General features: G+C 61.0%; 20 protein-coding genes. 12 read left to right on the top strand and 8 right to left on the bottom strand.

Going from position 1 to position 24,500, the window contains the following annotated elements; genetic code table 11:
• Positions 1–129 precede the first annotated feature (129 nt).
• Both DLM45_RS09590 and DLM45_RS09585 read left to right on the top strand, forming a co-directional pair.
• Positions 130–366, top strand: a complete 237-nt coding sequence (locus DLM45_RS09590; RefSeq protein WP_181336899.1) for a hypothetical protein — start codon at positions 130–132, stop codon at positions 364–366.
• Positions 367–384: 18 nt separating this feature from the next.
• Complete coding sequence (locus DLM45_RS09585) at positions 385–1,842, top strand: lipopolysaccharide biosynthesis protein (RefSeq protein WP_343062282.1); 1,458 nt, start codon at positions 385–387, stop codon at positions 1,840–1,842.
• A 120-nt stretch (positions 1,843–1,962) separates the two neighbouring features.
• Here DLM45_RS09585 and DLM45_RS09580 read toward each other — a convergent pair whose 3' ends face one another.
• Positions 1,963–2,631 (bottom strand): CAP domain-containing protein, encoded by a 669-nt coding sequence (locus DLM45_RS09580; protein WP_181336898.1) that lies wholly within the window; start codon positions 2,629–2,631, stop codon positions 1,963–1,965.
• Positions 2,632–3,019: 388 nt separating this feature from the next.
• Here DLM45_RS09580 and DLM45_RS09575 point away from each other — a divergent pair, with 388 nt between their 5' ends.
• The 3 genes from DLM45_RS09575 to DLM45_RS09565 all read left to right on the top strand — a co-directional run bounded on the left by DLM45_RS09575 (position 3,020) and on the right by DLM45_RS09565 (position 10,823).
• Positions 3,020–4,177 (top strand): hypothetical protein, encoded by a 1,158-nt coding sequence (locus DLM45_RS09575; RefSeq protein WP_181336897.1) that lies wholly within the window; start codon positions 3,020–3,022, stop codon positions 4,175–4,177.
• 17 nt (positions 4,178–4,194) lie between these two features.
• Positions 4,195–7,563, top strand: coding sequence for an ATP-binding protein (locus tag DLM45_RS09570; RefSeq protein ID WP_181336896.1), 3,369 nt, complete (start codon positions 4,195–4,197; stop codon positions 7,561–7,563).
• A gap of 737 nt (positions 7,564–8,300) precedes the next feature.
• Positions 8,301–10,823 carry a transglycosylase domain-containing protein gene (locus DLM45_RS09565; RefSeq protein ID WP_343062281.1) on the top strand — a complete coding sequence of 841 codons (2,523 nt, stop codon included), beginning with the start codon at positions 8,301–8,303 and terminating at the stop codon, positions 10,821–10,823.
• A gap of 41 nt (positions 10,824–10,864) precedes the next feature.
• On the opposite strand, the gene DLM45_RS09560 is transcribed toward DLM45_RS09565, so the two are convergent.
• Entirely contained in the window at positions 10,865–11,191 is a 327-nt protein-coding gene (locus tag DLM45_RS09560) for an ArsR/SmtB family transcription factor (protein WP_181336895.1), read from the bottom strand.
• A gap of 48 nt (positions 11,192–11,239) precedes the next feature.
• On the opposite strand from DLM45_RS09560, the gene DLM45_RS09555 reads away from it, so the two are divergent.
• Positions 11,240–12,103, top strand: a complete 864-nt coding sequence (locus DLM45_RS09555) for an SDR family NAD(P)-dependent oxidoreductase (RefSeq protein ID WP_246317272.1) — start codon at positions 11,240–11,242, stop codon at positions 12,101–12,103.
• A 222-nt stretch (positions 12,104–12,325) separates the two neighbouring features.
• Positions 12,326–12,664 carry an HU family DNA-binding protein gene (locus tag DLM45_RS09550; RefSeq protein WP_181336894.1) on the top strand — a complete coding sequence of 113 codons (339 nt, stop codon included), beginning with the start codon at positions 12,326–12,328 and terminating at the stop codon, positions 12,662–12,664.
• Positions 12,665–12,781: 117 nt separating this feature from the next.
• Here DLM45_RS09550 and DLM45_RS09545 read toward each other — a convergent pair whose 3' ends face one another.
• Genes DLM45_RS09545 through dapD form a run of 4 tightly spaced genes read right to left on the bottom strand, consistent with a single transcriptional unit; the run spans position 12,782 to position 16,217 of the window.
• Positions 12,782–13,387: a class I SAM-dependent DNA methyltransferase gene (locus tag DLM45_RS09545; RefSeq protein WP_181336893.1), complete on the bottom strand. Its 606-nt coding sequence runs from the start codon at positions 13,385–13,387 to the stop codon at positions 12,782–12,784.
• Between the two features lie 54 nt (positions 13,388–13,441).
• A complete protein-coding gene (gene dapE / locus DLM45_RS09540) occupies positions 13,442–14,614 on the bottom strand; it encodes a succinyl-diaminopimelate desuccinylase (RefSeq protein WP_181336892.1) in 1,173 nt (390 codons plus the stop codon).
• On the bottom strand, positions 14,611–15,369 hold the full coding sequence (locus DLM45_RS09535; protein WP_181336891.1) for a hypothetical protein: 759 nt from the start codon (positions 15,367–15,369) through the stop codon (positions 14,611–14,613). The genes dapE and DLM45_RS09535 overlap by 4 nt, the downstream gene beginning before the upstream one ends.
• Before the next feature lie 5 nt (positions 15,370–15,374).
• The gene (gene dapD / locus DLM45_RS09530) at positions 15,375–16,217 is read right to left on the bottom strand and encodes a 2,3,4,5-tetrahydropyridine-2,6-dicarboxylate N-succinyltransferase (RefSeq protein ID WP_181336890.1); all 843 of its coding nucleotides are present in this window, start codon (positions 16,215–16,217) and stop codon (positions 15,375–15,377) included.
• A 225-nt stretch (positions 16,218–16,442) separates the two neighbouring features.
• On the opposite strand from dapD, the gene DLM45_RS09525 reads away from it, so the two are divergent.
• A complete protein-coding gene (locus DLM45_RS09525; RefSeq protein WP_246317270.1) occupies positions 16,443–16,718 on the top strand; it encodes a hypothetical protein in 276 nt (91 codons plus the stop codon).
• A gap of 93 nt (positions 16,719–16,811) precedes the next feature.
• On the opposite strand, the gene DLM45_RS09520 is transcribed toward DLM45_RS09525, so the two are convergent.
• Positions 16,812–17,459: a TlpA family protein disulfide reductase gene (locus DLM45_RS09520; protein ID WP_181336889.1), complete on the bottom strand. Its 648-nt coding sequence runs from the start codon at positions 17,457–17,459 to the stop codon at positions 16,812–16,814.
• A 38-nt stretch (positions 17,460–17,497) separates the two neighbouring features.
• On the opposite strand from DLM45_RS09520, the gene argH reads away from it, so the two are divergent.
• From argH to DLM45_RS09500, 4 genes are all read left to right on the top strand, one after another.
• Entirely contained in the window at positions 17,498–18,907 is a 1,410-nt protein-coding gene (gene argH, locus DLM45_RS09515; RefSeq protein WP_181336888.1) for an argininosuccinate lyase, read from the top strand.
• Positions 18,908–18,970: 63 nt separating this feature from the next.
• Positions 18,971–19,189, top strand: coding sequence for an LPS translocon maturation chaperone LptM (gene lptM, locus DLM45_RS09510; protein ID WP_181336887.1), 219 nt, complete (start codon positions 18,971–18,973; stop codon positions 19,187–19,189).
• An 84-nt stretch (positions 19,190–19,273) separates the two neighbouring features.
• Positions 19,274–20,545: a diaminopimelate decarboxylase gene (gene lysA, locus DLM45_RS09505; RefSeq protein ID WP_181336886.1), complete on the top strand. Its 1,272-nt coding sequence runs from the start codon at positions 19,274–19,276 to the stop codon at positions 20,543–20,545.
• Positions 20,546–20,711: 166 nt separating this feature from the next.
• Positions 20,712–23,381, top strand: coding sequence for a TIGR02302 family protein (locus tag DLM45_RS09500; RefSeq protein ID WP_246317268.1), 2,670 nt, complete (start codon positions 20,712–20,714; stop codon positions 23,379–23,381).
• Between the two features lie 103 nt (positions 23,382–23,484).
• Here DLM45_RS09500 and DLM45_RS09495 read toward each other — a convergent pair whose 3' ends face one another.
• Positions 23,485–24,450: a hypothetical protein gene (locus tag DLM45_RS09495; protein WP_246317266.1), complete on the bottom strand. Its 966-nt coding sequence runs from the start codon at positions 24,448–24,450 to the stop codon at positions 23,485–23,487.
• Between the last annotated feature and the right edge of the window lie 50 nt (positions 24,451–24,500).

The following is a 24,500-nucleotide window of genomic DNA, read 5'->3' as shown; positions in this document are numbered from 1 at the left end:
CCCAGAGAGCCCCAAAAATCGGCCCGTTAACGACTCCGCAAGAGGCACAAGGCCCTGGCTCACGTCCTGGCGTCAAACTTGCTCTTCCCACTCGTGAACTTGGATTTAAGGCTTGAGTAGGACTTTACGATGACCACGACGCCCCGAGCGCCTTGGAACGAAACGCTAGAGTTTACGCCGACACCGCGCGACGTCAACGCGATGGCCGAGGTGTTAGAAGGTAAACATGGGGCTTGGGCCGCATCAATCGCCGATTTCTTCGCGGTTTATCACGGAGAACGTGGTGACGCGAACAGATCGTCTGCCTGGAGTGGTGTCGCTGAGCTTGTCCGCAATCGCGAGCGTGACCGGCTCGAAAACTTGTAATCGACGGGAATTCACCGAGTGACGCGCGCCAACGGATCAAGCCTCGAAGCGGCGCCGTCTGTGCTTGCCATCCTCCCGGAGGACGCGGCACGCGAACGATCAGCCCTCCATTACGCGCGGGCTCTCCCACGCACGCTATTCGAAATCGCCCGCAATGTGATTGCCTCGCAAGGCGAGCGGGAACGCACCCAGCGCGACGCGTTGCTTGCATTCTCCGTGCGCGTCATGAGTGCGGGCCTTCTCTATCTCACACAGATCGCGTTGGCGCGTTGGATGGGCGGGTCCGAGTACGGCATTTATGTTGCCGTTTGGACCTGGGTTCTGATCCTCGGCGCGATGTCCCACCTCGGGCTCAACCTCGCCGCCATCCGCCTCGTCCCGGCTTACCGAGAAACTGGCGACTTCGATCGACTCCGTGGCCTCACACGCAGCGTCAGGCTGGTGGCGCTTGGCAGCGGAACCGCCGTGATGCTGGCTGGCGTCGCGGGCGTCTGGCTCTTTCAGGAACACATTCAAAGCCACTACGTGCTGCCGCTATACCTCGCCCTCGTTTGCATTCCGCTCTATGCGCTGACGGACGTGCAAGACGGTCTCGGTCGTGGCAATGCCTGGATGGGCGTTGCACTCATTCCGCCCTACCTATTGCGCCCGTCGCTGTTGCTTCTTGGAATGATCGCGGCCAAAGCATCTGGCCTCGGCATGGACGCCGCCACCGCCGCCGCAGCCGCGATCATCGCAACGTGGCTGACCGGCATCGTGCAAGCTCTCGTCCTCAACCGCCGCCTGCGAGAAACCGTGCCGCCGGGCCCGCGCCTCAGCGATCTCCCCGCGTGGCTGACGATCTCGCTTCCGCTCCTCGTCATGATGACGGCTGAACTGCTGATGCAGAACACCGACATCCTCGTCGTCTCGCGCTTTATGTCGCCCCAGGATGTCGGAATCTACTTTGCAGCCGGGAAGACGATGGCACTCATCCTGTTCGTCCACTACGCCGTCGGCAGCGCAGTCGCGCACAAACTCGCGGCCCTTCATTCGCGCGGCGACGACGCCGGGCTGCGCGCCTTCGTCAACGACGCCGTCAACTGGACCTTCTGGCCCTCGCTCGCCAGCGCGTTGGTGATCCTGACGCTCGGCAAACCGCTACTCAGCCTCTTCGGACCAGAATTCTCTACCGGTTATCCGGTGATGTGCATCCTGGTGATCGGATTTCTATTCCGCTCGGCGATGGGTCCGGCCGAATACCTTCTGAACATGCTCGGCGAACAGCGCGCATGTGCGGCCGTGCTTCTCTCAGGTGCCGCGATCAACGTGGTGCTGAATTTCTTAGCCGTGCCGCGCTTCGGACTTGAGGGCGCGGCAGGCGCCACGGCGCTGTCTCTGACGATCATCGCGCTCACGAGCGCCTACGTCGTCCGCCGCCGCCTCGGCATCGAAATCGCGATCTGGCACAACCTGCCGAAGTTCAAACGCGACTAACGCGTTCACTCCGCCATCCCTCACCCCGTCATCCTCGGTCGAGCGCGACGAAGTCGCGTCAAAGACCGGGGATCCAGCGCAAGACTCGACGAAGCCGTCGCTTAACGAACAACGCCGCGCTTACATCGGGGCGCCGACGACGAGCGTCCAGAATGATTTGAATTCGGTCTTCGGATCCTGCACCAGCGCAATGCCCATATGCACAGCGTCAGGCGTCAGCAGGTTCTTGTTGTGGCCAGGGCTTTCCTCCCAGCCGCGCATCACTTCGTTGAAATTGACCTGCCCCGTACCGACGTTCTCAGCCGTCAGCCGCGCATTGTATCCAGCGCGCTTTACACGATCCCAAGGGTTCGATCCGTCGGAGCCGTAGTGCGAAATGCGATCCCACTTCGCAAGATCGCGCGAGTGCGCTTTTGCGGCTTCGGTCAGTTCCGGATTGAGGCGCAGGGGCTTCAACTTATTCTTTTTGCGATAGGCATTGATGACGTCTCGCGCCATTTCCGCATTGAGCGCCGTGCGCGAGTAGTCGCGGTCCGAAAGCGTGCCGGGTTCCGCCCGTTCGAACGAGCCATTCGGTGCCTTGTCGAGTGCCGCAACCTTCGTCGTGCGCGGCCGGGACGGCTCGCCGCCCAAGCCAACGCTTTTCGCGGATGCCGTGGACCCGAAACCGGGTGAACTGAGCGAAGCTGTTGTCGTTTCGGATTCAGCAAATCCGGAAGAGATCGAGGACGAACCGAGACTGCAACCGGCAAGAGCGGTCACCAGCCCGGCGAGAGCGACGCGGTACATAAAAGATACTCCCGGCACGAAACGTGCGCTTAGAACCATCATTGCCGGAAATCCGTTAACCCGGTGTTAACGCTAACGGCGAGCGCGTTAACGCTGCAGCCACGTCGGCGCACCGATGAAATGCCCTTGCGAACAGGCGCACGCATAACCCGAAAATCCTCGCGAACCCATACTCCGCCCCGCACCGATTTTCGCGCCAACAACGTGTCGCGATTTTGACGCCGGAGGGGCGAAAGCCGGACAGGAAGCCCATTCGCGAGCACTTCGATCGCATTTTGCAACCGCGCACATCTGTGAGTGAGTGCCGACGCACACTTGGAAGAACGAGTTCGATAATCAACAGTCCCCGCAAAAGCGCGATTTGATTCGCAACCGGAGACACCTTTCGATGACGGCAGCCATCGGACACCTGGAGCTGAAACTGAAGTCGGATCAACCGACGGACATCACGCCGCGCGATGTCATTCTGCTTCGTATCGCAGCCGGCGGTGCGACCCGGGCCGACCTGCAGCGCGACGTGGCGACTTTGCTGACGAAGCGCATGTCCGGCACCGAATTTCGCCAATCCGCTGAATTGGCCATCAGTTCGCTGACCGGCAGTAACTTGGTGACGGAGACGAAGGGGCGGCTGGCCGCAACGCCGAAAGGTCTCGAAAGTGCCATGGCAGCGCTTCGTCCAGCACGGCCAGCGGATCTCTCCTGGGCAGAAATCCGAACTGCACTCCTGTTACGCGCCCTCTCCGCCACCGACACGCCCGCGATCCGCAAAGCGCTCCAGCGCGTGGAGGGTCTCTCCGCCCTTGTGTTGCAGCACCATTTCGGAAAACCAACCGACCGCGTCCGCTCGCCTGCGAACTTGAGGGCCGATCTGGCGATCGTCGCGCTCGAACGGGCGTTCGGCAACAAGATCAAGACCGGGCTCACCAAAGGCGCGGGCCTTCCAGCCAAAGCCGGACGCCTTCTGGCCGGACAACTGTTCAAATCTCCGCGCGAATTAGCAAGCGATGGCAAACTGATAATACAGCTTGCTTGTGAAATTGCTGGAATTCGCGACGCTGCGCTCCCGGCACTGGAACTTGCCGTCCTGCGAAGCATGTTCGCACCGGCCGAGACACCGGAAAACGCACCAGCCGCGAAGCGCTCCGAGCAGACTCCCACGGAACGCCGCGCGCCCCGCCGCGAAACGCCGCGCGCAGCGAACGACCCCGCGCCAATGTCCGGCGCTGCGCCTGCGCAGAAAATCTCCCCGCCCGACATGGCGGAATTCTGCCGCGCTGTTGTCGATGCGGCACGTCCCGTCGCGGAGGGCTGGCCAGGCAACCGGAAGGCGTTTATCTCTTTGGTCTGGAAGGCGATTCGCCACTCCCGGCCTGATTGGGGACTTTCCGAGATTGCCTTCAAGGGCATGCTCGCCGAAGCCCACCGCTCGGGTCAGATCGAATTGGCGACGGCTGACCTCAAAGACGGCCGCGATCTGACATCGCTTGAGGATTCCAAAATCCTCTACAAGAACACCGTCTGGCATTTCGTGCGCGTTCAAGATTAAAGGCATCTCGATTCGCAATGGGCGTCGAAGGCGGTCCACTCTCTAAGACGGAATTTGCTCCAACCCTTGCTCCAGATAAGCTGAGCGAGGCGTTTGAGCATTCGATTACTTGGGAAGACGATCTCTGGCGCGCCGATCCGGTTGACGTCCCGGAAATTCATGCCAAGGCCCGACAGAAATTCAACGACCTTCTGACCACCGTCACATCGGGACGCGGATATCACGTCCCTGAGCGCATTCTGCTGTTTCATGGACAGTCCGGCGCGGGCAAGACGCACCTGCTGCGCGCGCTGCGCACGGACTCCCATCGCACCGGCCAAAGCTATTTCGGCTACGCACAGATGACGCCGGACGTGCAGAACTACGCCGACTTTTATCTGCGCCGCCTTGTCAATTCGCTTGAGAAACCTTACGATCCCGATCGCTTCGGTGAGTCCGCGCTCTCGCGCCTGACGAACCGCATGGTGCTTGATTCCGAGGTGATCTCGTCTGCCGATCTCGACAAGCTGCGCGATGCTACGCTCGACGACAAGCAACTCGCCAAGCTGATCCTCCGCCTCGCCGACCAAATCGTCGCCTGCGAGAAATTTCAGACGCGCGAACTCGACATCAACATCGTGCGCGCGCTCCTTTACCTGCAGCGCCGCGACCCCCGCATCGACCAGCGCGTCCGCCAATATCTGAACGGCCGCCAGTTGACGCCAATCGCCCACGAAGCCGTGAGCGCGCTTGACCCGAATGACGGCGAAGACCGCGCATTCGAAATTATTGCCGCACTCGGCGCCCTCGTCTGGACGGTCGATCGCGCGGCGCTCGTCTTCTGCATCGACCAGGTGGAAGACCTGCGCTTCTTCGACAACGCCGAGGAACGCTTCCAGCGCGCCGTTCGCGACCTCATCCAGATCGCCAACCGGCTGACGAACGCGATCATCATTATCTCGTGCCTCGAAGACTTCTACGGGCAGGTGCGCGGCCTCGTTGCGCAGTCCTACGTCGACCGCATCGAGAAATCCGGCCCCGTGCTTCTGCGCGAAAGCAGAACGCCGGAAGAAGCGCGCCTCATCATCTCGAAGCGGCTGGCGCATCAGTCCGAGATCAGCGGCGGCGGATTGAGCTTCCCCGACGCTTCGCAGTTCTTCGGCCCGCAGTTCTTCGAGGAATTCGGCGGCCTTTCGACCCGACGCCTTCTCGAGCACGCGCAATCGCGTCTGCGCGAAGCAACGTCAACGGAAGGCGATGAGCGCGAGACTGAATCCGACGACAAGCCGTCGTTCATCAGCACGCTGGCGCAGGCTCTCGGCCAGGCCGTCGGCTTCGGACAGGAAGACGACACACCGGCAATTTCCGCCGTCCAGTTCCGCGAGATGTGGGAACGCTTCGCCAACGAAAGCGAAGCGGAGATGCCCGCCGACGATCAAGAACTGGTCGACATCCTTTCCGCCGCGTTGCTCCTCGCGCGCGACGAATGGGGCCGCTCAATCGAAGTCACGGTGAAGCGTCTCGAACTCGGCGACGAACTGCCCGCATTCGATCTGACGGTTCGTCACCGCACCGGCTTCGCCAACGACATTCGCGTCTTCCTGTGCAATCGGCCGACGCAGGGCGGCGGTCTCAAGCGCCAGCTCGACAAGGTGCTGCCCGCGATGCAGGGCAAGCCCTGCTTCATGCTACGCGCCAGCGATTTCCCGCCGAATAAAAAGAACCAGACGGCTCAGGCCTTCCGCAAATTCCGCGACGGCGGCGGACGCCAGCTTCTCGTGCCGATCCCCGAATGGGAACGCATGATGACGGTGCGCGAGTTCACTGCGCACCATCGCGGCGACACGGGCATGGCGCAGTGGCTGGAAGGCACGAAGCCGCTGTCGAGCCTGTTATCGGTTATCCATCTTCTGCGTCTCGATCTGCTTGGCCGTCCAGTTCCGCGCCTCGTCGCCAAGGACATGAATGATCCGCAGACGTCGCTGGCGGGCTTCGACGAAGGCCCGGAACAATCCAATCCCGTCGACGCTTCGGAACAAGCTGCCTCCGGCCTGCCCGCAAACGACGACGAATTGCCGATGTCCGTCATTCTCGACGAGGATGGCACATACGGCGCCAGCATCCTTGCGGGTCGCGAAGTCGGCAATCGTGGTGCACGCCCCGTAACGCTCAACAAGAGCGTTCTGAAACGCCACGCAGCGTTCCTCGGCGGCTCCGGCTCCGGTAAAACGACAATCGCATTGTCGCTCATCGAACAGCTTCTGCTGCGCGGTATTCCGGCGGTTCTGATCGACCGCAAGGGCGACCTCGCGAGCTACGCGAACCCGGAAGTCTGGCGCGCCAACGACAACGAAGCACAAGACCGCCGCGCCGAGCGCGAGAAACTTGCCGACGCGATCGACGTCGCCGTTTATACGCCCGGCCGCGCTTCGGGCCGACCAATCTCGATCACGTTGCTTCCGAACGGCATCAACGAACTGCCGGACCACGAGCAGCAACTGCTTGCCAATCTCTCCGCCGCAGCACTTGGCGAGATGCTACATCTGAAGAATTCCGCGACGCATCAAAAGCAGTCTGGCGTGCTCGCTGTGGCCTTGCGCATTCTAGGCTCGCTCTCGACCAACGAAGTCACGCTCGCAGACTTGATCCACCTCCTCGAGGACGAACACCCCGAGTTGACCGATCAGACGCAGCGCATGGACCCGTCGGGCAAACTCCGCCGTGATCTTGTTGCGCAGCTCGACTCCCTGCGCTTGCGCAATGCCGCACTCTTCGAAGGCGGCGGCGAAAGCCTGCGTATGGAAAGCCTGCTGGGTCTCGGCCGCTATCAGCGCCCGAACCGCACGCGCCTTTCCGTCATTTACACGGGCTTCCTCGGCGACAACGAGAATATCCTGTTCTGGGTCTCGCAATTCCTCTCGGAAGCGCTCCGCTTCTGCCAGCGCAACCCGAACGACGAACTGCAGGCCGTCGTCATGTTCGACGAAGCCGACCTTTACATTCCGGCGAACTCGAAACCGGCAACGGCCGAGCCGCTGCAAAGCTTGCTGAAGCGCGCACGCTCCGCAGGCCTCGGCATGATGCTCGCCACCCAGTCGCCGGGCGACCTCGACTACAAGAGCCGCGATCAGATCACGAGTTGGTTCATCGGCCGCGTTCGCGAAGATACCGCGCTCAGGAAGCTCAAAGCAGCGTTCCAGTCGGAATCGGGCCTCGATCCGGCAAGCGCGTTGCCGGGCCAGACGGTCGGCGAATTCCACCTTGTGCAGGAAGGGCTCGTCCGCCCGATCAAGGCGCAGCGCTCGCTGATCGCCGCCGAACAGGTTCCGTTCGATCGCATCGAACAATTGGCGGCGGAAACGCGAGGAATTGACGAGCGCCAGCTCCGGCTCTTTGATCTGCGTTAACCGCCTGTCAAATTCGTTAACGCGAATACGCCATTCAATTCGCATTTCAGAGCAAGACATATTCTGTGATCTTGCAGTGCAGTTGCTTGCCCCTTTAGGTGCAGCGGCAATCGAACGACTCTAATACAACAATTTGAATTTGTTATATTTCTAGAAATTGCGCTTTTACGGCGTGCTCATTTTTTCGCCCAGATTTCGCCTTTTGGTGTCTGTTGTGCGCCGCCCACGGCTGCGGCTCCAATGCCCGGCCGCCCTCTGTCAAGTTTCTCGCCTCAGGCGTAATATGACGACGGCTGAGCGTTTGGGAAATTCTCAGCTCACCGGACGAGGGGCGGCCCTTATTCGGCGATAAGAAATAGAAATGCAGCGATCCAGGGGGCAAATGGATCGGGGTAATTTCTAGGTCCAGCCGCGTGATTGGAGCGAACTGTACAAGTTCTGTGCGGGGTAGTGTGTAATGATGGCGAAACCATTCGTCATGATGGTCGTCGCGACCTTAATTGGTCCTGCAATCGGCGTCGGCCTATTCATTCTCGTAAATAACTTTTGAGCCTCCTGGCGCCTCGGTTCGAGTCTTCGAACACTCGCGCCTGCGCGTTCCTTTGCAAGCCGCAGAAATGCCTTATGGCCGATCCGATGCTGCCGCGAACGCGATGTGATCGCGCCGCATTGGTGAGATAGCACTGACGTTCCCCTGCGAGCCGAGACTGCTCGCGGCATAGCGCGGCTTTGCGTCAGTGATTTTACATGTACTGCGGCAACTGATCGCCGCCGGCGACCTCTGCCTCTCTATTCCGCGGCGCATCCTGCGCACGCTGATGATGGCCATACCGTTCAATCCCCGGCTCGGCCCCCTGCGCCATGTCGCAACGGCCGTTGTTCTCTACGGTCTCTTCGCCCTCGTCCTCGTCTACGTCGCCGCCCCGATCCGCGGCTATATCGGGCAACTCACCCTCCACGACAAACTCGGCTACGACGCGGAACGCTGGCTCGCGACTGCCATCTACGATCCGAAGGGAAACTTCATCGGCACGTTCGACCCGCGGCTCGATAGCCTGCGCGACGTGAATTACACCGACTCTGCGATCGAACTCGGCGACTACGTAGCCAACCCGGATCACAAATCGATCCCCGTGCGCGACGTTCCGGAGCAGTACTGGCGTTGCCTTTCCTATCATGAAGACCGCTACCTCGGCGGCCCGCTGAACCCGTTCGGCATCGATCTCATCGGTGTGCTGAAGATCCCCCTGACGACCATTTCGCATTCTCTCAGCACTGGGCGGCCAACCCTCGGCGTCGGCGGATCGACGCTGCCGATGCAGTTCGCGCGCGTGATCTACAAAACACCGCCGCGCCTCGATGAAGGCGGCATCGGTAAACTCCGCCGCAAGCTCGGAGAGTGGTGGCTCGCGCCCGTCATCTATCGCGAACTGACACGCGGAGGTGACGACACGCTTCTGAAGCAATGGGCAGCCAATCACATCTGGCTCGCACAGCGTACCGGCGGACAGCCGCTGCACGGCGTCGAAGTGACAAGCCAAGTCGTATTCGGAAAAGAAGCCAAGGACCTGACGACGGCCGAGCAGTTCGTGCTCGCCTCCGCCGTCAACAAGCCGATCATTCTGCTCGAAGGCAATGACCGGCTGAATGCCGTGCGCCTCGATCGCTGGCGTTACATCACGGAAGTTCGCGCCCGAACCTGCGCGGAAAAACTTCTAACCGATGAAAACGAACAGAAGACCGTTGTCTTCGAGCTGATGGCGCTCGCCGGTGGTCCGCCCAATCCAAAGCTTCGCCCCAAGCTCGAAGCAGCACTTGAACGCTTCGCCCCCGGCCAGACAAAACGTGCGGAAGCCAACCCCGTCATCCGCGCCAATCTGCTATTGCCCGCCGCGCGCTTCGGCTTGCGCGAAGAGATGAAGGAACGCTACGGCTTTGGCTGGCGCGATTACGTGCGCGGCGTCACGACGACATTCGACGTGGGCGAAAACCTCGCATTTCGCGACGGCATCGATTCCGAGCTTCGCACGTTGGATGCGAAGTGGATGTCACGCATCGATCCCGCCTTCACTCTGGATCCCAGCAAGACGTCCGCCGACCGCTCGGCACCGAACGTAATCGTCGTTGCCGCCGATGCCGACGGCCGGATCGTGCGTTACTACGAAACCGGCGAAACAGCCGCCTATTTCAGCTCCCTTCCCGCACGCAACACAAGCGATGGAATTTACAATCCCCGCTCCGAAAACCGACAAATCGCATCCGCGGGAAAAATGCTGCTCGCCATCGCGCTCGCCAATCAAGGCCGCGACACGACGGAAAGCCTGTACGACGACGCGTCGGCTCCAGCGCAGGGTCTCGACACATGCGCCAAGGGCACAAGCCGCCAGCCGCGAAAAGCCATCGTCTCGTTCGCCTGTTCGCTCAACGCGCCACTCATTTCGCGTGGCGCTGCGCTCGGGCAAGCTCCGGTCAAGCGCCTGATCGACGGCTTCGGATTCGCCATGCCGCCCGCCGCCGCAACTGGTGGAACACCACCATCGACGGCCGTCGTGCTCGGACAAATCGCCGGCGCCCCGCGCCGCGTCCACCTGATGTCGAGCGTCATCCTGGCGTCCCTGATCGGCCGCGCGACGAAGCCGGTCAACCAGCCGACGCTCATCAAGGCTTACGATTACACGCAGCAAGGCGAAGGCGGTTCAGGCATTGCAGCGGAAGCCCAACCGGCCATCATTCCAAAATCGCTGATCCGACCTGGCGCGAATGGACTGATCCGTAGCCTTCTCGAAGCGCCGCTCTGCTATCAAACGGGCGGCACCGCATACGGCACACTGAAAACGATCAACCAATGGTGCGCGCACCGCCGCGCCGGACTTCGGCTGCACTTCGCCAAAACGGGAACATCCGTCGGCCTCGATCCGAATGCAACTGTCGATGCCTGGGCCTCGGGCGGTCTGCAATTCACAAACGGCGCCGCATATTCCTACGTTGTACTCGTCGGCACCGGAAACGCGTCAAAGCCCTGGGCGCGAGATCTGCACGCCGCGCAGGTTGCAGCGCCGCTGCTCGACGTTCTGCTGCGAGACCTGGCAACGCACGCGAAAAACAATGCCCGCCGCGATCTTCTTCCGGCCCGGCGCGCTCCGGCATCGCCGTCTCCCAGCGCTCGCCGCGCAACACCCGAAACGCTCGCGAGAAAAGCACCAAGCGTGCGCGCACCTTCGCCCGCAGACGAGCAACTCCGCACTCTAACGGCGAACTAGCATCCCAAAGTCAGCCAACGTGCCAATGCGAAGCAACCGCCTCAACGGCGCTTCGCTTTTTCGCTCGCTTTGAGGATTGCAGAGACGACACCCGGAAAGCGCTTCTCGATTTCTCCGCAACGCAGCTCATTGACGACTTCCGTCCCGCGCCGCTCCGAGCGCACGAGACCGGCTTCCCGAAGAATCCGGAAGTGATGCGACTGCGTCGATTTCGGCAAATCGACCGGCGCAGCCGCCGAGCAATTCAGGCCACAAGTCTCGCCAGCCAAACGCTTGACGATTTCAAGGCGTGCAGGATCGGCAAGCGCGTACAGCACGCCCTCAAGCGTCACCTGTTCGATGGCCGGATGAACAAAGAGTCTCACCATGTCGCATATGTAAAGTGACGAAACTCATGTTTCAATAGTTCCATATTCTTGAACTACGGGACTAATGATCTTAGGTGTCTCGGCGCTAAGGGCGGACGCCAAGCGGCGGTCCGAGACCTGCAAACGAAGGAACAGAGACATGTCGAAGAACTTGCTGGAAAAATCGCACTCGTAACCGGCGGCAGCCGCGGCATTGGCCGCGCGATCGCAGAAACGCTCGCCGCCGAGGGAGCACTCGTTGCTGTGCATTACGGCAAAAGCAAATCCGGAGCGGACGAGGTCGTCGCCGGTATCAAGGCCAAAGGCGGCGACGCTTTCGTCGTCGGCGCGGACCTGAGCAAAACGGGAGCGGCGCAAGCTTTATTCGCAGGCCTCGACCAAGAACTCTCCGCCCGCACCGGCGACACCAAGTTTGACATTCTCATCAACAATGCGGGCATCGCACCGTTCGTGGGGTTCGCGGATACGACGGAAGCCGTGTTCGACGAAATCTATAACGTCAACGTCAAGTCGCTCTTCTTCATCACGCAGGAAGCCGTCAAGCGCTTGAAGGATGGCGGCCGCGTCATCTCGACGTCGAGCGTGGTCGCCCGCCTACCGGCGACAGGGTTGCCCGCCTATTCAATCCTCAAAACGCCGCTCAACACTCTCACGCAGGTACTCGCCGCCGAACTTGGCGGACGCAACATCACCGTGAATGCGATTGCGCCCGGCGTCGTAGATACCGACATGGCCGCAGCACTCGTTTCAGACCCGGATACCAGCGCATTCATGGTGGGCAAACAGGCGCTGAAACGAGTTGGGAAAACCAACGACATCGCCGACGTTGTGGCGTTTCTCGCCGGACCAAACTCGCGCTGGATCACCGGCCAGACCATCGACGTCTCCGGCGGAACGGCCGTCGTTCTCTAAACTGACGCGTCCGTCGGGCCACCTCTGATTTCCAAAACATCGCCGAAACCCACCGGTTTCGGCGATTTTTTGCGACAAACGCCAATCTGCCGCTTGCTTTCCCGCCACAAATGCTGCTTTTTTCGCGCGCTTCATTCGAAATAGGCCCGAAAACCGCGTGTTTTCGAGTTTCGACGATGTAGTGTTCGAGATGAAACCGATTCGCAGATGAGAGGGATAACCATGGCGAAGGCACCGGCGAAGGCAGCTGCAAAGACAGCGGCAAAGGCACCTGCTGCAAAGATTGAGACCGTCACGCTGAAGCATATGGCTGCGGCTCTGGCAGAAGCTCACGAGATTCCGAAGAAGCAGTCCATCGCGCTTCTCGAAGACCTGGTGACCGCGATCGGCAAGCACCTCAAGAAGGGCGCCCGCATCCGCATCGGCGGCCTCGGCGTTCTCCAGGTACGCAAACGTCCGGCACGCATGGGCCGCAACCCGGCAACGGGCGAAGCCATCAAGATCAAGGCATCGAAGAAGATCGCCTTCCGCGCCGCCAAAGAGCTCAAAGAGCTCGTCTAAGGCGACCGAGACAGGTCTGTTCTATAGAAGCCGCTCCGCTTTGCCGGGGCGGCTTTTCCATGCGCAGTGTCTGACAAATGAAGATCAGCAGGCAGAGATACTGAGGACAGCAACGGCCTATCGTCGGCGCGCCAACCAGATCGTGTGATTGCCGCAGGCGGGATCCTCACGAACGTGGTCGACCACATCGAAATCGTTCTGATCGAGGAGCTGACGATACTCCTGCGGATCAAGACTTGCGTGATAAAGCGGCTCGCCTTCCAGCGTTCCGATCGCCTCCCCGAAACTTGGACCGCTCGTGAACATCAACGGCGCGCCGGATACAGCGTGATCGCGGAAGATCGGAAACATCGCGCGCTGATCGTCCGGCGCGAGGTGGAAGAAACTGTCCCACGCCACGATACCATCAAACGTCGTCCCCAGCTTGAGACGCCGCATATCCGCAACGTGGGAGGCCGCCTCGGGGAAGTTAGCGCGGAACAGCGCTATCATCTCCGGCGAGCTATCCACGCCCGTCACAGCATGCCCCAAGCCCGAAAGCGCACGCGCAATCGGTTCCCCAGAACCACAGCCGATATCGAGCAACCGCGCATTCGGCCTGAGCAGCGCCGCAAATCGTTCGATCCACGCGCCTTCCATGAGGGTCTTGCCCCGCGCCGTCGTCCACGTCTGAGCATGACGTCGATAGAGATCGATAATGGTCTGAGAAGAGTCGTCAGCCATTCACGTTCCCAATGAATCCCGGACCGCAGCAGATGTTTCGAACGGCGCAGTGCCTCAGCCGTCCGCGAAATAGTTGCTGATAAAGCGACCGTAGACTTCGGTCAGCATTTCGAGGTCGCTGACGCTCGTGTGCTCATCCACCTGATGGATCGTCGCGTTGACGAGCCCAAACTCGACCACCGGACAAATGTCCTTGATGAAACGCGCGTCGGATGTTCCGCCGCCCGTCGTCAACGCGGGCGTTCGTCCCGTCACCGATCGCACAGCCTCTTTCAGCGTGGTCACCAGAGGACCAGGCTTCGTCAGAAACACGTCGCCCGTTCCCGAGAACGACAAATCGTACTGCGCGCCAATCTCGGCCGCGGCACGCTCCGTCGTTTCGCGAACCCAGGCTTCGATCTTGGGCCGCGTCCAACCATCGTTGTAACGTATGTTGAATTTCGCAAGCGCGCGGCCGGGGATGACGTTCGTCGCCGTATTCGGCACGGAAATCACCGTCACCTGCAAGTTCGACGGCTGAAAGTTCTCCGTCCCGTTATCAATCGTAGCCGAGGACAGCCGATCGATAATCCGCGCCAGTTTCGGCACCGGATTGTCCGCGATTTGCGGATAGGCGGAATGACCCTGCTTGCCGTGGATCAGAAGTTCGGCATTGAGCGACCCACGGCGACCGATACGGATCTCGTCTCCCAGCGCACGCGGATTCGAGGGCTCGCCAACCAGACACGCATCCACCACCTCGTCCCGCGCCTTCAGCCAGTCGAGGACTTTCGCCGTTCCGTTGATCGATGCCCCTTCCTCGTCGCCCGTAATCAGGAACGACAAAGATCCGCGTGGCAAACGACCGAACCGATCAATGTACTTCAACGCTGCGGAAACAAATGCCGCAACACACCCTTTCATATCAACGGCGCCGCGGCCGTAGAGAATGCCGTCCCGGATCTCACCTGCAAACGGCGGAACCGTCCACGCGGCTTCGTTTCCAACCGGCACGACGTCCGTATGCCCCGCGAAGCAGAGATGCGGCCGTCCATTGCCAAGCCGCGCATACAGATTATCGACGTCCGGCGTGCCCGGCTCGGTGAACACGAGGCGGTGGCATGTGAACCCCGCCGGTTCGAGAATGTTCTGCAGCAGCGTCAATGCCCCGCCCTCGTCGGGCGTCACGCTTTCGCAGCGGATCAGCGCCTGTGCCAGCGCTACGGAATCGGTCGGAACAAGTGTCATTGCGCGTCGGCCCTCGGTTTGTATTTAACCACGGGCCCCGGCATGTTGCGGTCCTCAAGGCTCTGAACCATGGTGATCTTCTGCCAAATCTTACTTGAAAGCTCTGACGTCAGTCGCTCGATATCGCCAACCGTATCAACGACGACGGCATCACTCAGCCGCTCCGCATAAAGAGCCGCACACTTCGCCGTGAGCGACAACATCTCGGAACAGTAATCGAGATAGCGCATCAACGAAAAGGGATCGAGATCTCGATGGGGCGAATCCGATGTGCGCGCCGCACCCATCATGCTCGGATCCTTGGTGAGCTGGTGCATGTCGATGACATGCACGATTGACCTCAACTCATGCAGAGCCGAAAGCGCGCGAGCACGCTTCCAACGCGTCTCCAATGTGGACATGAAAAACGCCGCGCCGCCAAGCAGCACGGCGATGTTGAACAGCGCATCGAGACCCTGCAGCGCCTCAGACCACTCGTCGGTGCCCTTGAAAGCCGTTGCCTGAGACACAAGAAACGCGAGCGAACCGATCACGCTCGCGACGAGCACAAACAGCAAGATCCGCATGCCCCAGTTCGGCCGCGAGACATACTCGATACGCTTCGACGTTTGCTTGGCGAGCGAAATCAGATCTTCACAAACCCGCGAAAGCCCAGACCCCGGAAATCGCTGACTGATGCGAAGCCCGAGCTTGTCGAGCGTCGCAATAACCTTGTCGGCGTCCAGCGAGCGATAGAGGTGGGTCGACTTCGCCAAGGGTTTTAATCCCGAAGAAGCTCGTTGATGCTGGTCTTGCTGCGCGTCTTTTCATCGACGCGCTTCACGATGACGGCGCAATAGAGGTTCGGTCCGGGCTCGCCGTTGGGAAGCGGCTTGCCGGGCATTGTACCCGACACGATTACGGAATACGGCGGCACCTTGCCAAAGAATTTCTCGCCCGTCGTACGGTCGAAAATCGTGGTCGACGCGCCCAGGTAGACACCCATCGACAGCACGGAACCCTCGCCGACTTCGACGCCCTCGGCCACTTCGGCGCGCGCACCGATGAAGCAGTTATCTTCGATAATCACCGGGCCAGCCTGCAGCGGCTCCAGCACGCCGCCGATACCAGCGCCGCCCGAGATGTGGCAGTTCTTGCCGATCTGCGCGCAGCTGCCGACCGTCGCCCAGGTGTCGACCATGGTGCCGCTCTCGACGCGGGCGCCGAGATTGACGAACGAAGGCAGAAGCACTGCACCCGGCGCAATGTAGGCCGAGCGCCGCACGATGGCGCCGGGCAACACGCGGAAGCCGCCCTTGCGGAAGTCGGCCTCGGTCCAGCCAGCGAACTTCGGCGGCACCTTATCCCAATAGAGACTGCCCGCCGGGCCGCCAGAAATCGTCTCCATGTCATTGAGACGGAACGATAAAAGCACGGCCTTCTTGAGCCACTGGTTTACTGTCCAGGCGCCGTCAACCTTCTCGGCGACGCGGAGCTCACCCTTGTCCAAAAGGTCCAGCGCCGTTTCAACAGCGTCGCGCACCTCGCCCTTGGTCGCAAAGGAAATGGCATCGCGATTTTCCCATGCTGCGTCGATGGTTTGCTTGAGATTTGCGTCGGCCATTTCGAGGAGGTCTCCGGTCTGTCAGGTGTCTGTGGGAAGGCCTTGTCGCCCCTTGCTTGCGGGGTGTCAATTCGGGCTCACACAGGGATCAGACCGGGCGCCTCGGTTTCCCCTTCCAAACACGCCGTACCTCCACAAGGCGAATTACGCTCCGTATACGAATCAGCCATCCTCCGGCCGCCCATCCGCCTACCGCGGATGCTCGCAACCCAAGGAAAAACTTCCATGGCGAAAAAGACTTCCATGGCTAAACCGGAAACCACCAGCAGGCGGGTGTCTTCGGCGGCGTCGAAAGTGTTGCGCAGCAAGACCGCGAGCAAGGCGGAAAAGTCGGTTGCCGCTTCGGCGCTGACGCAGGCGCACAACCCAAAAGAAACGACAAGCCGCCGGGTCGCGACCGCCGCTTCGAAAATCCTTCGCTCGCGCACAGCGAGCAAGGAAGCGAAGTCAGCCGCTGCGTCCGCGCTGACCCAGAAGGTCAAGGCGAAGAAAAAAGCCTAAATTTCATCGCTGAGTTGCGAAGCAAACGCCACGCCTGCCCAGGTCGAATGCATATCGACCGGATGCAACGCGTGGCGCATTTCGTTCGTGGCGTTAGTTCATCGCCGATTTGATAAGAGATTTCGCTTCCTCGGAATCCCACTCGGCCGAGCCCGAAAGACGGCCGACTTCCATTCCGTCCTTGTTGATCAGGATCGTCGTGGGCATTCCGATCGGCCGCAACTGCATCCCCTGCTTCGAGGTGGGATCGGCGTAGAGCTTGATCGCATGCGCGTTCATGTCATCGAGGAACTTGCGCGACGCGGCGTAGCCCTTCCGATCGAGGCTGAGCGCCACGACCTCGAAACCGTCCCCGCCAAGGCTCTGCTGCAGCCGGTCGAGCGAGGGCATCTCCTCCTTGCAGGGAGCGCACCAGGTGGCCCAGAGATTGAGCAGCACCGTTTTTCCCTTCAGGCTCGACAGCATCACTGTCTTCCCCGACTCGTCTTCAAAACTGACGTCAGGCAACGCTTCGGGCGTCTTCTTCGTGACGAAAGCCGCCATTTTACCCAGTTTGAAGCCGGATTCAGACCCAGCTCCGACGCTCGGCGGCGACATATCCTGCGCAACGGCGGTGGAGTCCGGAGAAGTCGCGTTGTCGAACCGGCCTCCGATCAAGTATACGGCGCCAAAGCCGATGAGTGCTGACAGTGCAATAATCCACAGGGCCTTTTGCGCCACTGACGCGCCGTTCGCCGCCATCTGATACCTCTATTCCTTCAAAGCCGTGGGAGCCATTCGTGACCGATAAATCCGCCAACTCTATGTGGGGTGGCCGCTTCGCAATGTCTCCCGCAGAGATCATGCAGGAGATAAATGCCTCCATCGGCTTCGACAAGCAATTAGCTCCGCAGGACATTCGCGGCTCAAAGGCGCACGCCCAGATGCTCGCCGAAGCCGGAATCATTACCAAATCCGATGCACGCGAGATCGTTAAGGGCCTGGATCAGATCGCGGCCGAGATCGCAGCCGGCACGTTCGAGTTCTCCCGCGAGCTTGAAGACGTACATATGAACGTCGAAAGCCGCCTCAAAACCATCGTCGGCGCAGCGGCGGGACGCCTCCACACGGCACGCTCGCGCAACGATCAGGTGGCGACCGATTTCCGGCTGTACGTACGCGACGCAATCGACGGCATCGATGCGGCGCTCGAAGGCGTGCAGCAAGCGCTCGCAGAGAAAGCGGAAAAACACGCAGCAACCGTCATGCCGGGCTTCACCCACCTTCAGCCCGCGCAGCCTGTCACGTTCGGACACCACCTTCTCGCATACGTCGAGATGATCGCGCGCGACCGGGGACGCTTCGCCGATGCCCGCAAGCGCCTCAACGAAAGCCCGCTTGGCTCCGCCGCGCTCGCAGGCACCTCGTTCCCGATAGACCGCAAGAAAACAGCGGAAGCGCTCGGCTTCGACCGGCCAATGGCCAATTCGCTCGATGGCGTCTCTGACCGCGACTTCGCACTCGAAACACTTGCTGCGGCAACGATCACAGCGGTGCATTTCTCGCGCCTCGCCGAAGAGATCGTGATCTGGATGACCCCCCAGTTCGGCTTCGTTACGCTGTCAGACCGCTTCACGACCGGCTCGTCCATCATGCCGCAAAAGCGCAACCCCGATGCGGCGGAGCTGGCGCGCGCCAAGGCCGGACGTGTTGCAGCGTCCTTCCAGGGCCTCGTGATGGTCATGAAGGGTCTTCCGCTGGCTTACTCCAAGGATATGCAGGAAGATAAGGAGGCGACGTTCGATGCCTTCGCGAACCTGCGCCTCATCATTGCAGCGATGGCCGGCATGATCGGAGACCTCGAACCGAACGCCGAAGCCATGCGAGCGGCGGCAGGCCGCGGCTATTCCACGGCGACGGACCTTGCCGACTGGCTCGTGAAAGAACTGAAGCTGCCGTTCCGCGACGCCCACCACGTCACTGGCACCATCGTCAAACTGGCAGAAAAAAAGGGTGTCGACCTCGATCAGCTCACGTTGAGCGAAATGCAAAGCGTCGAGCCAAAGATCACCAAGCCAGTGTTTTCGGTGCTTTCGGTCGAAAACTCGGTCAAGAGCCGAACCAGCTATGGTGGAACTTCGCCACAGAACGTCCTCAAAATGGCGCGTCAGTGGCTCCGGCGGTTGGAAAAGGGCCGCGGGAAGGACTAAAACCAGTCTGAGGGTAGCCTGCCACCAATAAAGCGGGCCAATTTGGTTTGGAGACGAGAACGCATGGCGTTTCCGCGCACGAAGTCCTGGATTGCTCTGGCGCTCGTCAGCGCCGTGGGCCTGGGGTTTGCGGGCTGCGGCGTCAAAGGCCCGCTCGAACCCCCGCCTCAGGCAAAGGTCGCCGGAGAAGCCACGTCGCCCGACGCACGCGATCCCGGCCAAAACTCCGAAGCCCCGCAGAAGAAGCATGAAGGCTTCATCCTCGATCCGCTGCTTCGTTAAGGGCCTCCTCGCGCACGATAGTTCTGGACGAATGCCCCCCGCGGCGGGCATTACCGGGCGGAACAATCCAAACCGCGAAAGCCCATGCACCATTTCCACTATAAGTCCGGCATTCTCCATGCTGAGGACGTAAGCCTCGCACGTATCGCCGCTGAAGTCGGAACGCCGTTCTATTGCTATTCAACGGCGACCATCGAACGCCACTATCAGGTGCTGGCTGAAGCATTTCAGAGCCAGAACGCGCTCATCTGTTTCGCCGTCAAAGCCAACTCAAATCAGGCAGTGCTGGCAACGCTCGCACGTCTCGGCGCTGGCATGGACGTCGTGTCCGAGGGAGAACTGCGCCGCGCGCGGGCCGCAGGTGTACCAGCTTCAAAGATCATTTTCGCAGGCGTTGGCAAAACGCGCGGCGAAATGGCGTATGCACTCAACGAAGGCATTCTCGGCTTCAACGTCGAAAGCGAGCCGGAACTGTTCGCGCTGAGCGAAGTCGCGGCAGCGGCGGGCAAAACGGCGTCGATCGCGATCCGCGTCAACCCCGACGTTGACGCCAAGACGCACGCAAAAATCTCGACCGGCAAGGCCGAAAACAAATTCGGCGTCCCTTACGACAAGGCGCGCGAACTCTACGCACGCGCCGCAAAACTTCCGGGCATCAAGATTTCCGGCATTCACATGCACATCGGCAGTCAGATCACCGACGCCGCGCCCTTCCGCGACGCGTTCGCGCTGCTGCGTGACCTTGCGCGCAATCTGATGGCGGACGGCATTCCCCTGACGCACCTCGACATCGGCGGCGGCCTTGGCGTGCCCTATCGCGGCAACAACGAACTGCCACCCTCGCCGGAAGATTATGCGAATGTCGTCAAGTCCGCTCTCGGCGATCTGGGATTGAAGCTCGTTCTCGAGCCCGGCCGCATGATTGTCGGCAACGCGGGCGTGCTGGTCACGCGCGTGCTTTATGTCAAGGAAGGTCAGGAAAAGACCTTCACGATCGTGGACGCGGCAATGAACGACCTCATTCGCCCGACGCTCTACGAGGCCTACCACGAGATCTGGCCGGTCGAAGAAGTCCGCAATGACATGGCGCCCGTTGCGCAGGACATCGTCGGCCCCGTGTGCGAAACGGGCGACTATCTGGCCCTGGAACGCGCCCTGCCGCAAGTCCAGCCCGACGACCTGCTCGCCGTCATGACCGCGGGCGCCTACGGTGCCGTGATGTCCTCTGCGTACAACACGCGCTTGCCGGTCCCGGAAGTCCTCGTCCGCGGCAGCGAATACGCCGTGGTCCGCCCCCGGCCGACGTACGACGACCTGATCGCCGCCGACGCCCGCCCCCCTTGGCTCGCCGACTGACGCTCAGCTAGCCTCCCTTTAAGAATTTTGCGAAACATTTGGGCGGCGACCACGTTGAAATCGGTCAGGATTTAGCCTCGTTAACGTTGCATTTTGTTAAGCTGCGGGGGCGTGGCGGTATGTTAGGTTTAGGGCTATGGCCGAGGCTCCCAAGCAGGATTCCCCGTTGTCGCGTTCGTTCGCCCGTAAGGTTCGCCTCAGCGGACTTGCGCTGGCGTTCGAACGCCTTTGGCCGCGCCTCTGGCTGCTGATCGGCCTCGCGGCTCTTTTCGTCTTCGTGTCGTTCACCGGCGTCTGGCCGCACCTCGGCGACATCGCACATAAGATCGCTCTGGCAGCATTCGCAGCAGCGGCAATCGCAGCGCTCATCTATGCGGTCCGAATTCCCTGGCCCACTCGCGAAGAAGCCGTACGCCGCATCGAGCAGAGATCCGGCGTGCCCCACCGGCCCGCGACCTCGTATGAGGACACGCTTTCGTCCGGCACCACCAACGCGGCAACAAGCGCACTCTGGCAGGCGCATCGCGAGCGGTTGGCGAAGATGATTGCGCGCCTGCGCATCGGTCCCCCACGACCACGCACGGACCGCTTCGATCCCGTCGCTTTACGAAGCCTCGCGATCCTTCTGCTCATCCCGGCAGCTCTTCTCGCCACGGGCAGCTTGAGCGACCGGCTTGCTTCTGCGTTCCGCTTCGGCGTTCCGGGGCTCGGTCCCGCAACCCGCGTCGACGCATGGATCACGCCGCCGCCCTACACCGCTCTACCGCCCGTCATGTTGTCCGACGGCGCAACGGGCGGCGCCCAGGCTGCGGACGACGACAAGAAGCGTTTCTTCACGGTGCCTGACCGCAGCCTGCTGACTTTGCGCGGTGTCGGCTTCGGCTCGTCCGGCGTTAGCATCGAAGTGCTAAGCGACGGCTCAGCCGAACCGACACGCATCGAAGCGCAAAAGCCAAAAGCGGGCGACACATCGAACGTATCGGAAGCGCGCTTCGAGGTTCGCAAATCTGCGCGCGTCCGCGCGCTCTCCGGTTCGCACGAACTCGGACAATGGACGTTTGACGTCATCCCCGACGAACTACCGAAAATCACGCTGACGAAAGACATCACCGCCACGCCGCGCGGATCGATGCGCGTCGCGTTCAAGGCCGAGGATGACTACGGCGTTTCCAATGCCGCTGTGAAAGTCCGGCAGATTGCACCAAAGGAAGGCGACCCGCGCACGGCTTGGGCACGCCCTGCCCCGCTCACCGGCCCGCGTCTGCCGCTCGAACGTCCCCCGGTTCTATCGCTGAAGCTGTCGCGTCCGGGAGCCAAAACGGTCGAAGGGTCCGATCTCCTTGAGGTTGGCGAACATCCCTGGGCCGGGCAGCGCGTCGAACTCTGGCTGGAGGCAACCGACGTTGCGGGCCAAGTCGGCCGAAGCGCGGCAATCGAAATGGTTTTACCAGCGCGGCGTTTCAAAAATCCTTTGGCACGCGCACTGATCGAACAGCGCGGCAAACTCGCCGTCGACTCACGCAACCGTCCAATGGTTGCGCGCGCACTCGACGCGCTGACGATGGAACCAGAAGGCTTCATCAACGACACAACCGTCTATCTCGGATTGCGCTCTGTCTTTCATCGCATCGAACGCCAAGGTTCGCGTGAAGCGATCGCTTCGTCCGTTGCGGAGTTGTGGCAGATCGCGCTCCGCGTGGAAGATGGCAACCTCTCGCAGGCCGAACGCAATCTGAAAGACGCGCAGGATCGTTTGTCTGATGCCCTTCAGAAAGGCGCCGACGACAAAGAGATTCAAGACGCGCTCGCTGATCTCAAAAAGAAGCTGAACGATTATCTGAGCGAGATGCAGAAGAACGCGGAGAAGGACAATCCGTCCGATCCGAACCAGCAGCAGCAGAACGAAGACATGCAGCAGCTGGGGCAGAACGACCTCGACCAGATGATGAAGGACCTGGAGAAGAACGCCCGCAACGGTTCGCGCGAAGAAGCCGAACGCATGCTGTCCGAGCTGCGCGAACTCATGGATCGCTTGCAGGCCGGGAACACGCCGGAAGCGCGCGAACAGCAGCAGCGCGCCCAGGAGATGATGAAGAAGCTCAATCAACTGAGCGACCTCACGGGCAAGCAACAGCAGCTGATGGACGATACATTCGGCAAGCAGCGCCAGCAGGACGGCCAGCGCGGCGGCTCGCAGGACGATCCCAACGGTGATGGCGAACAGCAGGGCGGCATGGAGCCCGGGCAGCAAGGCAACGAAGGACAAGGCCAGCAGGGTCAACAAGGCCAGGGACAGCAAGGGCAACAAGGACAGGACCGGCAGGGCCAAGGTCAGCAAGGCCAAGGCGGTCGTTCGGGCAGTCAGCAGCGCGGCAAGGGTAGTCTGCAGGACCGACAGGCTCAGCTTAAGAACGAGCTCGAAAAACTGAAGAAAGATCTCGAGCAGATGGGCGTTGGCGATCCGGAGAAACTCGGAAACGCGCAAGACGCCATGGGCAAAGCGGAAGAGGCGTTGCGCCAGGGCGACCTCGACGAGGCGTCCAACCAGCAGGCGCAAGCGCTCGACCAAATGCGCCAGAGCGCGCAGCAAATGGCCGAGCAGATGCAGCAGAACGCACAGCAGCGCCTCGGCCGCGGAGGCAACTCGCCGCGCGATCCGTTAGGACGGCCGCAACGTGCACAAGGCCCAGACCAAGGAACGTCTGTGAAAGTGCCAGACGCGATCGATGCACAGCGGGCACGCGAAATCCTTGAAGAACTGCGCAGGCGTTCCGGCGAGAGCCTCCGCCCACAAGATGAGCTCGACTACATCGATCGCTTGCTGAAGCGCTTCTGATCCAGACCGTCTTCTGATCCAGACCGTCTATCGTCGACGGAGCGCAAGAAGCGTCGCACACACCCGCGCGCTTCTCACCTCGGCAGTCATCGTCCAAAAAGACTTACGGTGCCGCCGTCTGCCCGGGCGTGAAGCGAACAAGGAACCCGCCGATAGCCTGATGGCTCGTCAGCTTTGCGCCCGCCCAACCGTCCTTCGGCTCTTCGCCAGACCACCAACGCGAGATCTGCCGCCACATATCGATCGGGAACCAGGTGCCGTCACGCCCGGTGAGCGGCCCCCAATAATCAGCCGTCGTAAATTTATACTCGATGAAAATCGATCCGGTCCGCAGGCGGAACTCCAACCCGAACAGAGCCTGTCCGATCGGGCCCGTGTACTGATATTCGTATGTTCGCGAGGGATCGCTCTTCAGATGAATTTCCGAATGCGGAAATGAAAGCCCCGCGCCCACTCCGGCGTAAGGCGAAATGACTCCGAGCGATGGCAGACGCACGAGACCGTTGAGCGTCAGCATGTTGTGCCCATGCGACCATTCGAGTTTGTTGAAATACGCGCCCGGCTTTGCGGTCGCGGGCACCGGCTTGCCATCGAGCGTGCCTTCGAACGGCTTGTCCTCGCCCATCGGCGCGTAGGCCTTCGAATGCGTAAAATCCAGCATCGAGCCGAACCTGCCGCCTTCGAACCAACGCTGCAGACGCGCGCCGTAATACAGCGGGTTCTCAAATGGCTTCGTATACCAATCAACGTTCTTGATCGTCAGATCGTGGACGCCGGGCTTCTTGAGATGGAAATCGCTGGGATAATGATAGGGCGCACCGAGATACGCACCGAACGTCGACTCGCGGCCAGGATGAAGGGCCGTCGAAGCTGGTGGTGGCGTAGACGCGGCAACTCCCGTGTCATCGCGATCATTCGGCATTGCGGCGGCGACAACCACCATACCCATCGTCAGAACCGTCGCGGCAACGTCCACACCACGCCGCCAGCGCGACCGGCCCGATGCCAAACCAATCGAACGTTCTGGCCAAAACCCGGTCTGCAAAATTGGGAAGTCGCGAATGAGCATCGGCCGTCTCCTCGATCGGTCACGGTGCCGCGAATTCAGATCAACCGTCA

The organism is Hyphomicrobium methylovorum (genome assembly GCF_013626205.1).
Taxonomy (GTDB): Bacteria; Pseudomonadota; Alphaproteobacteria; order Rhizobiales; family Hyphomicrobiaceae; genus Hyphomicrobium_B; species Hyphomicrobium_B methylovorum.
This window is presented reverse-complemented; position numbering and strand designations above follow the sequence as displayed.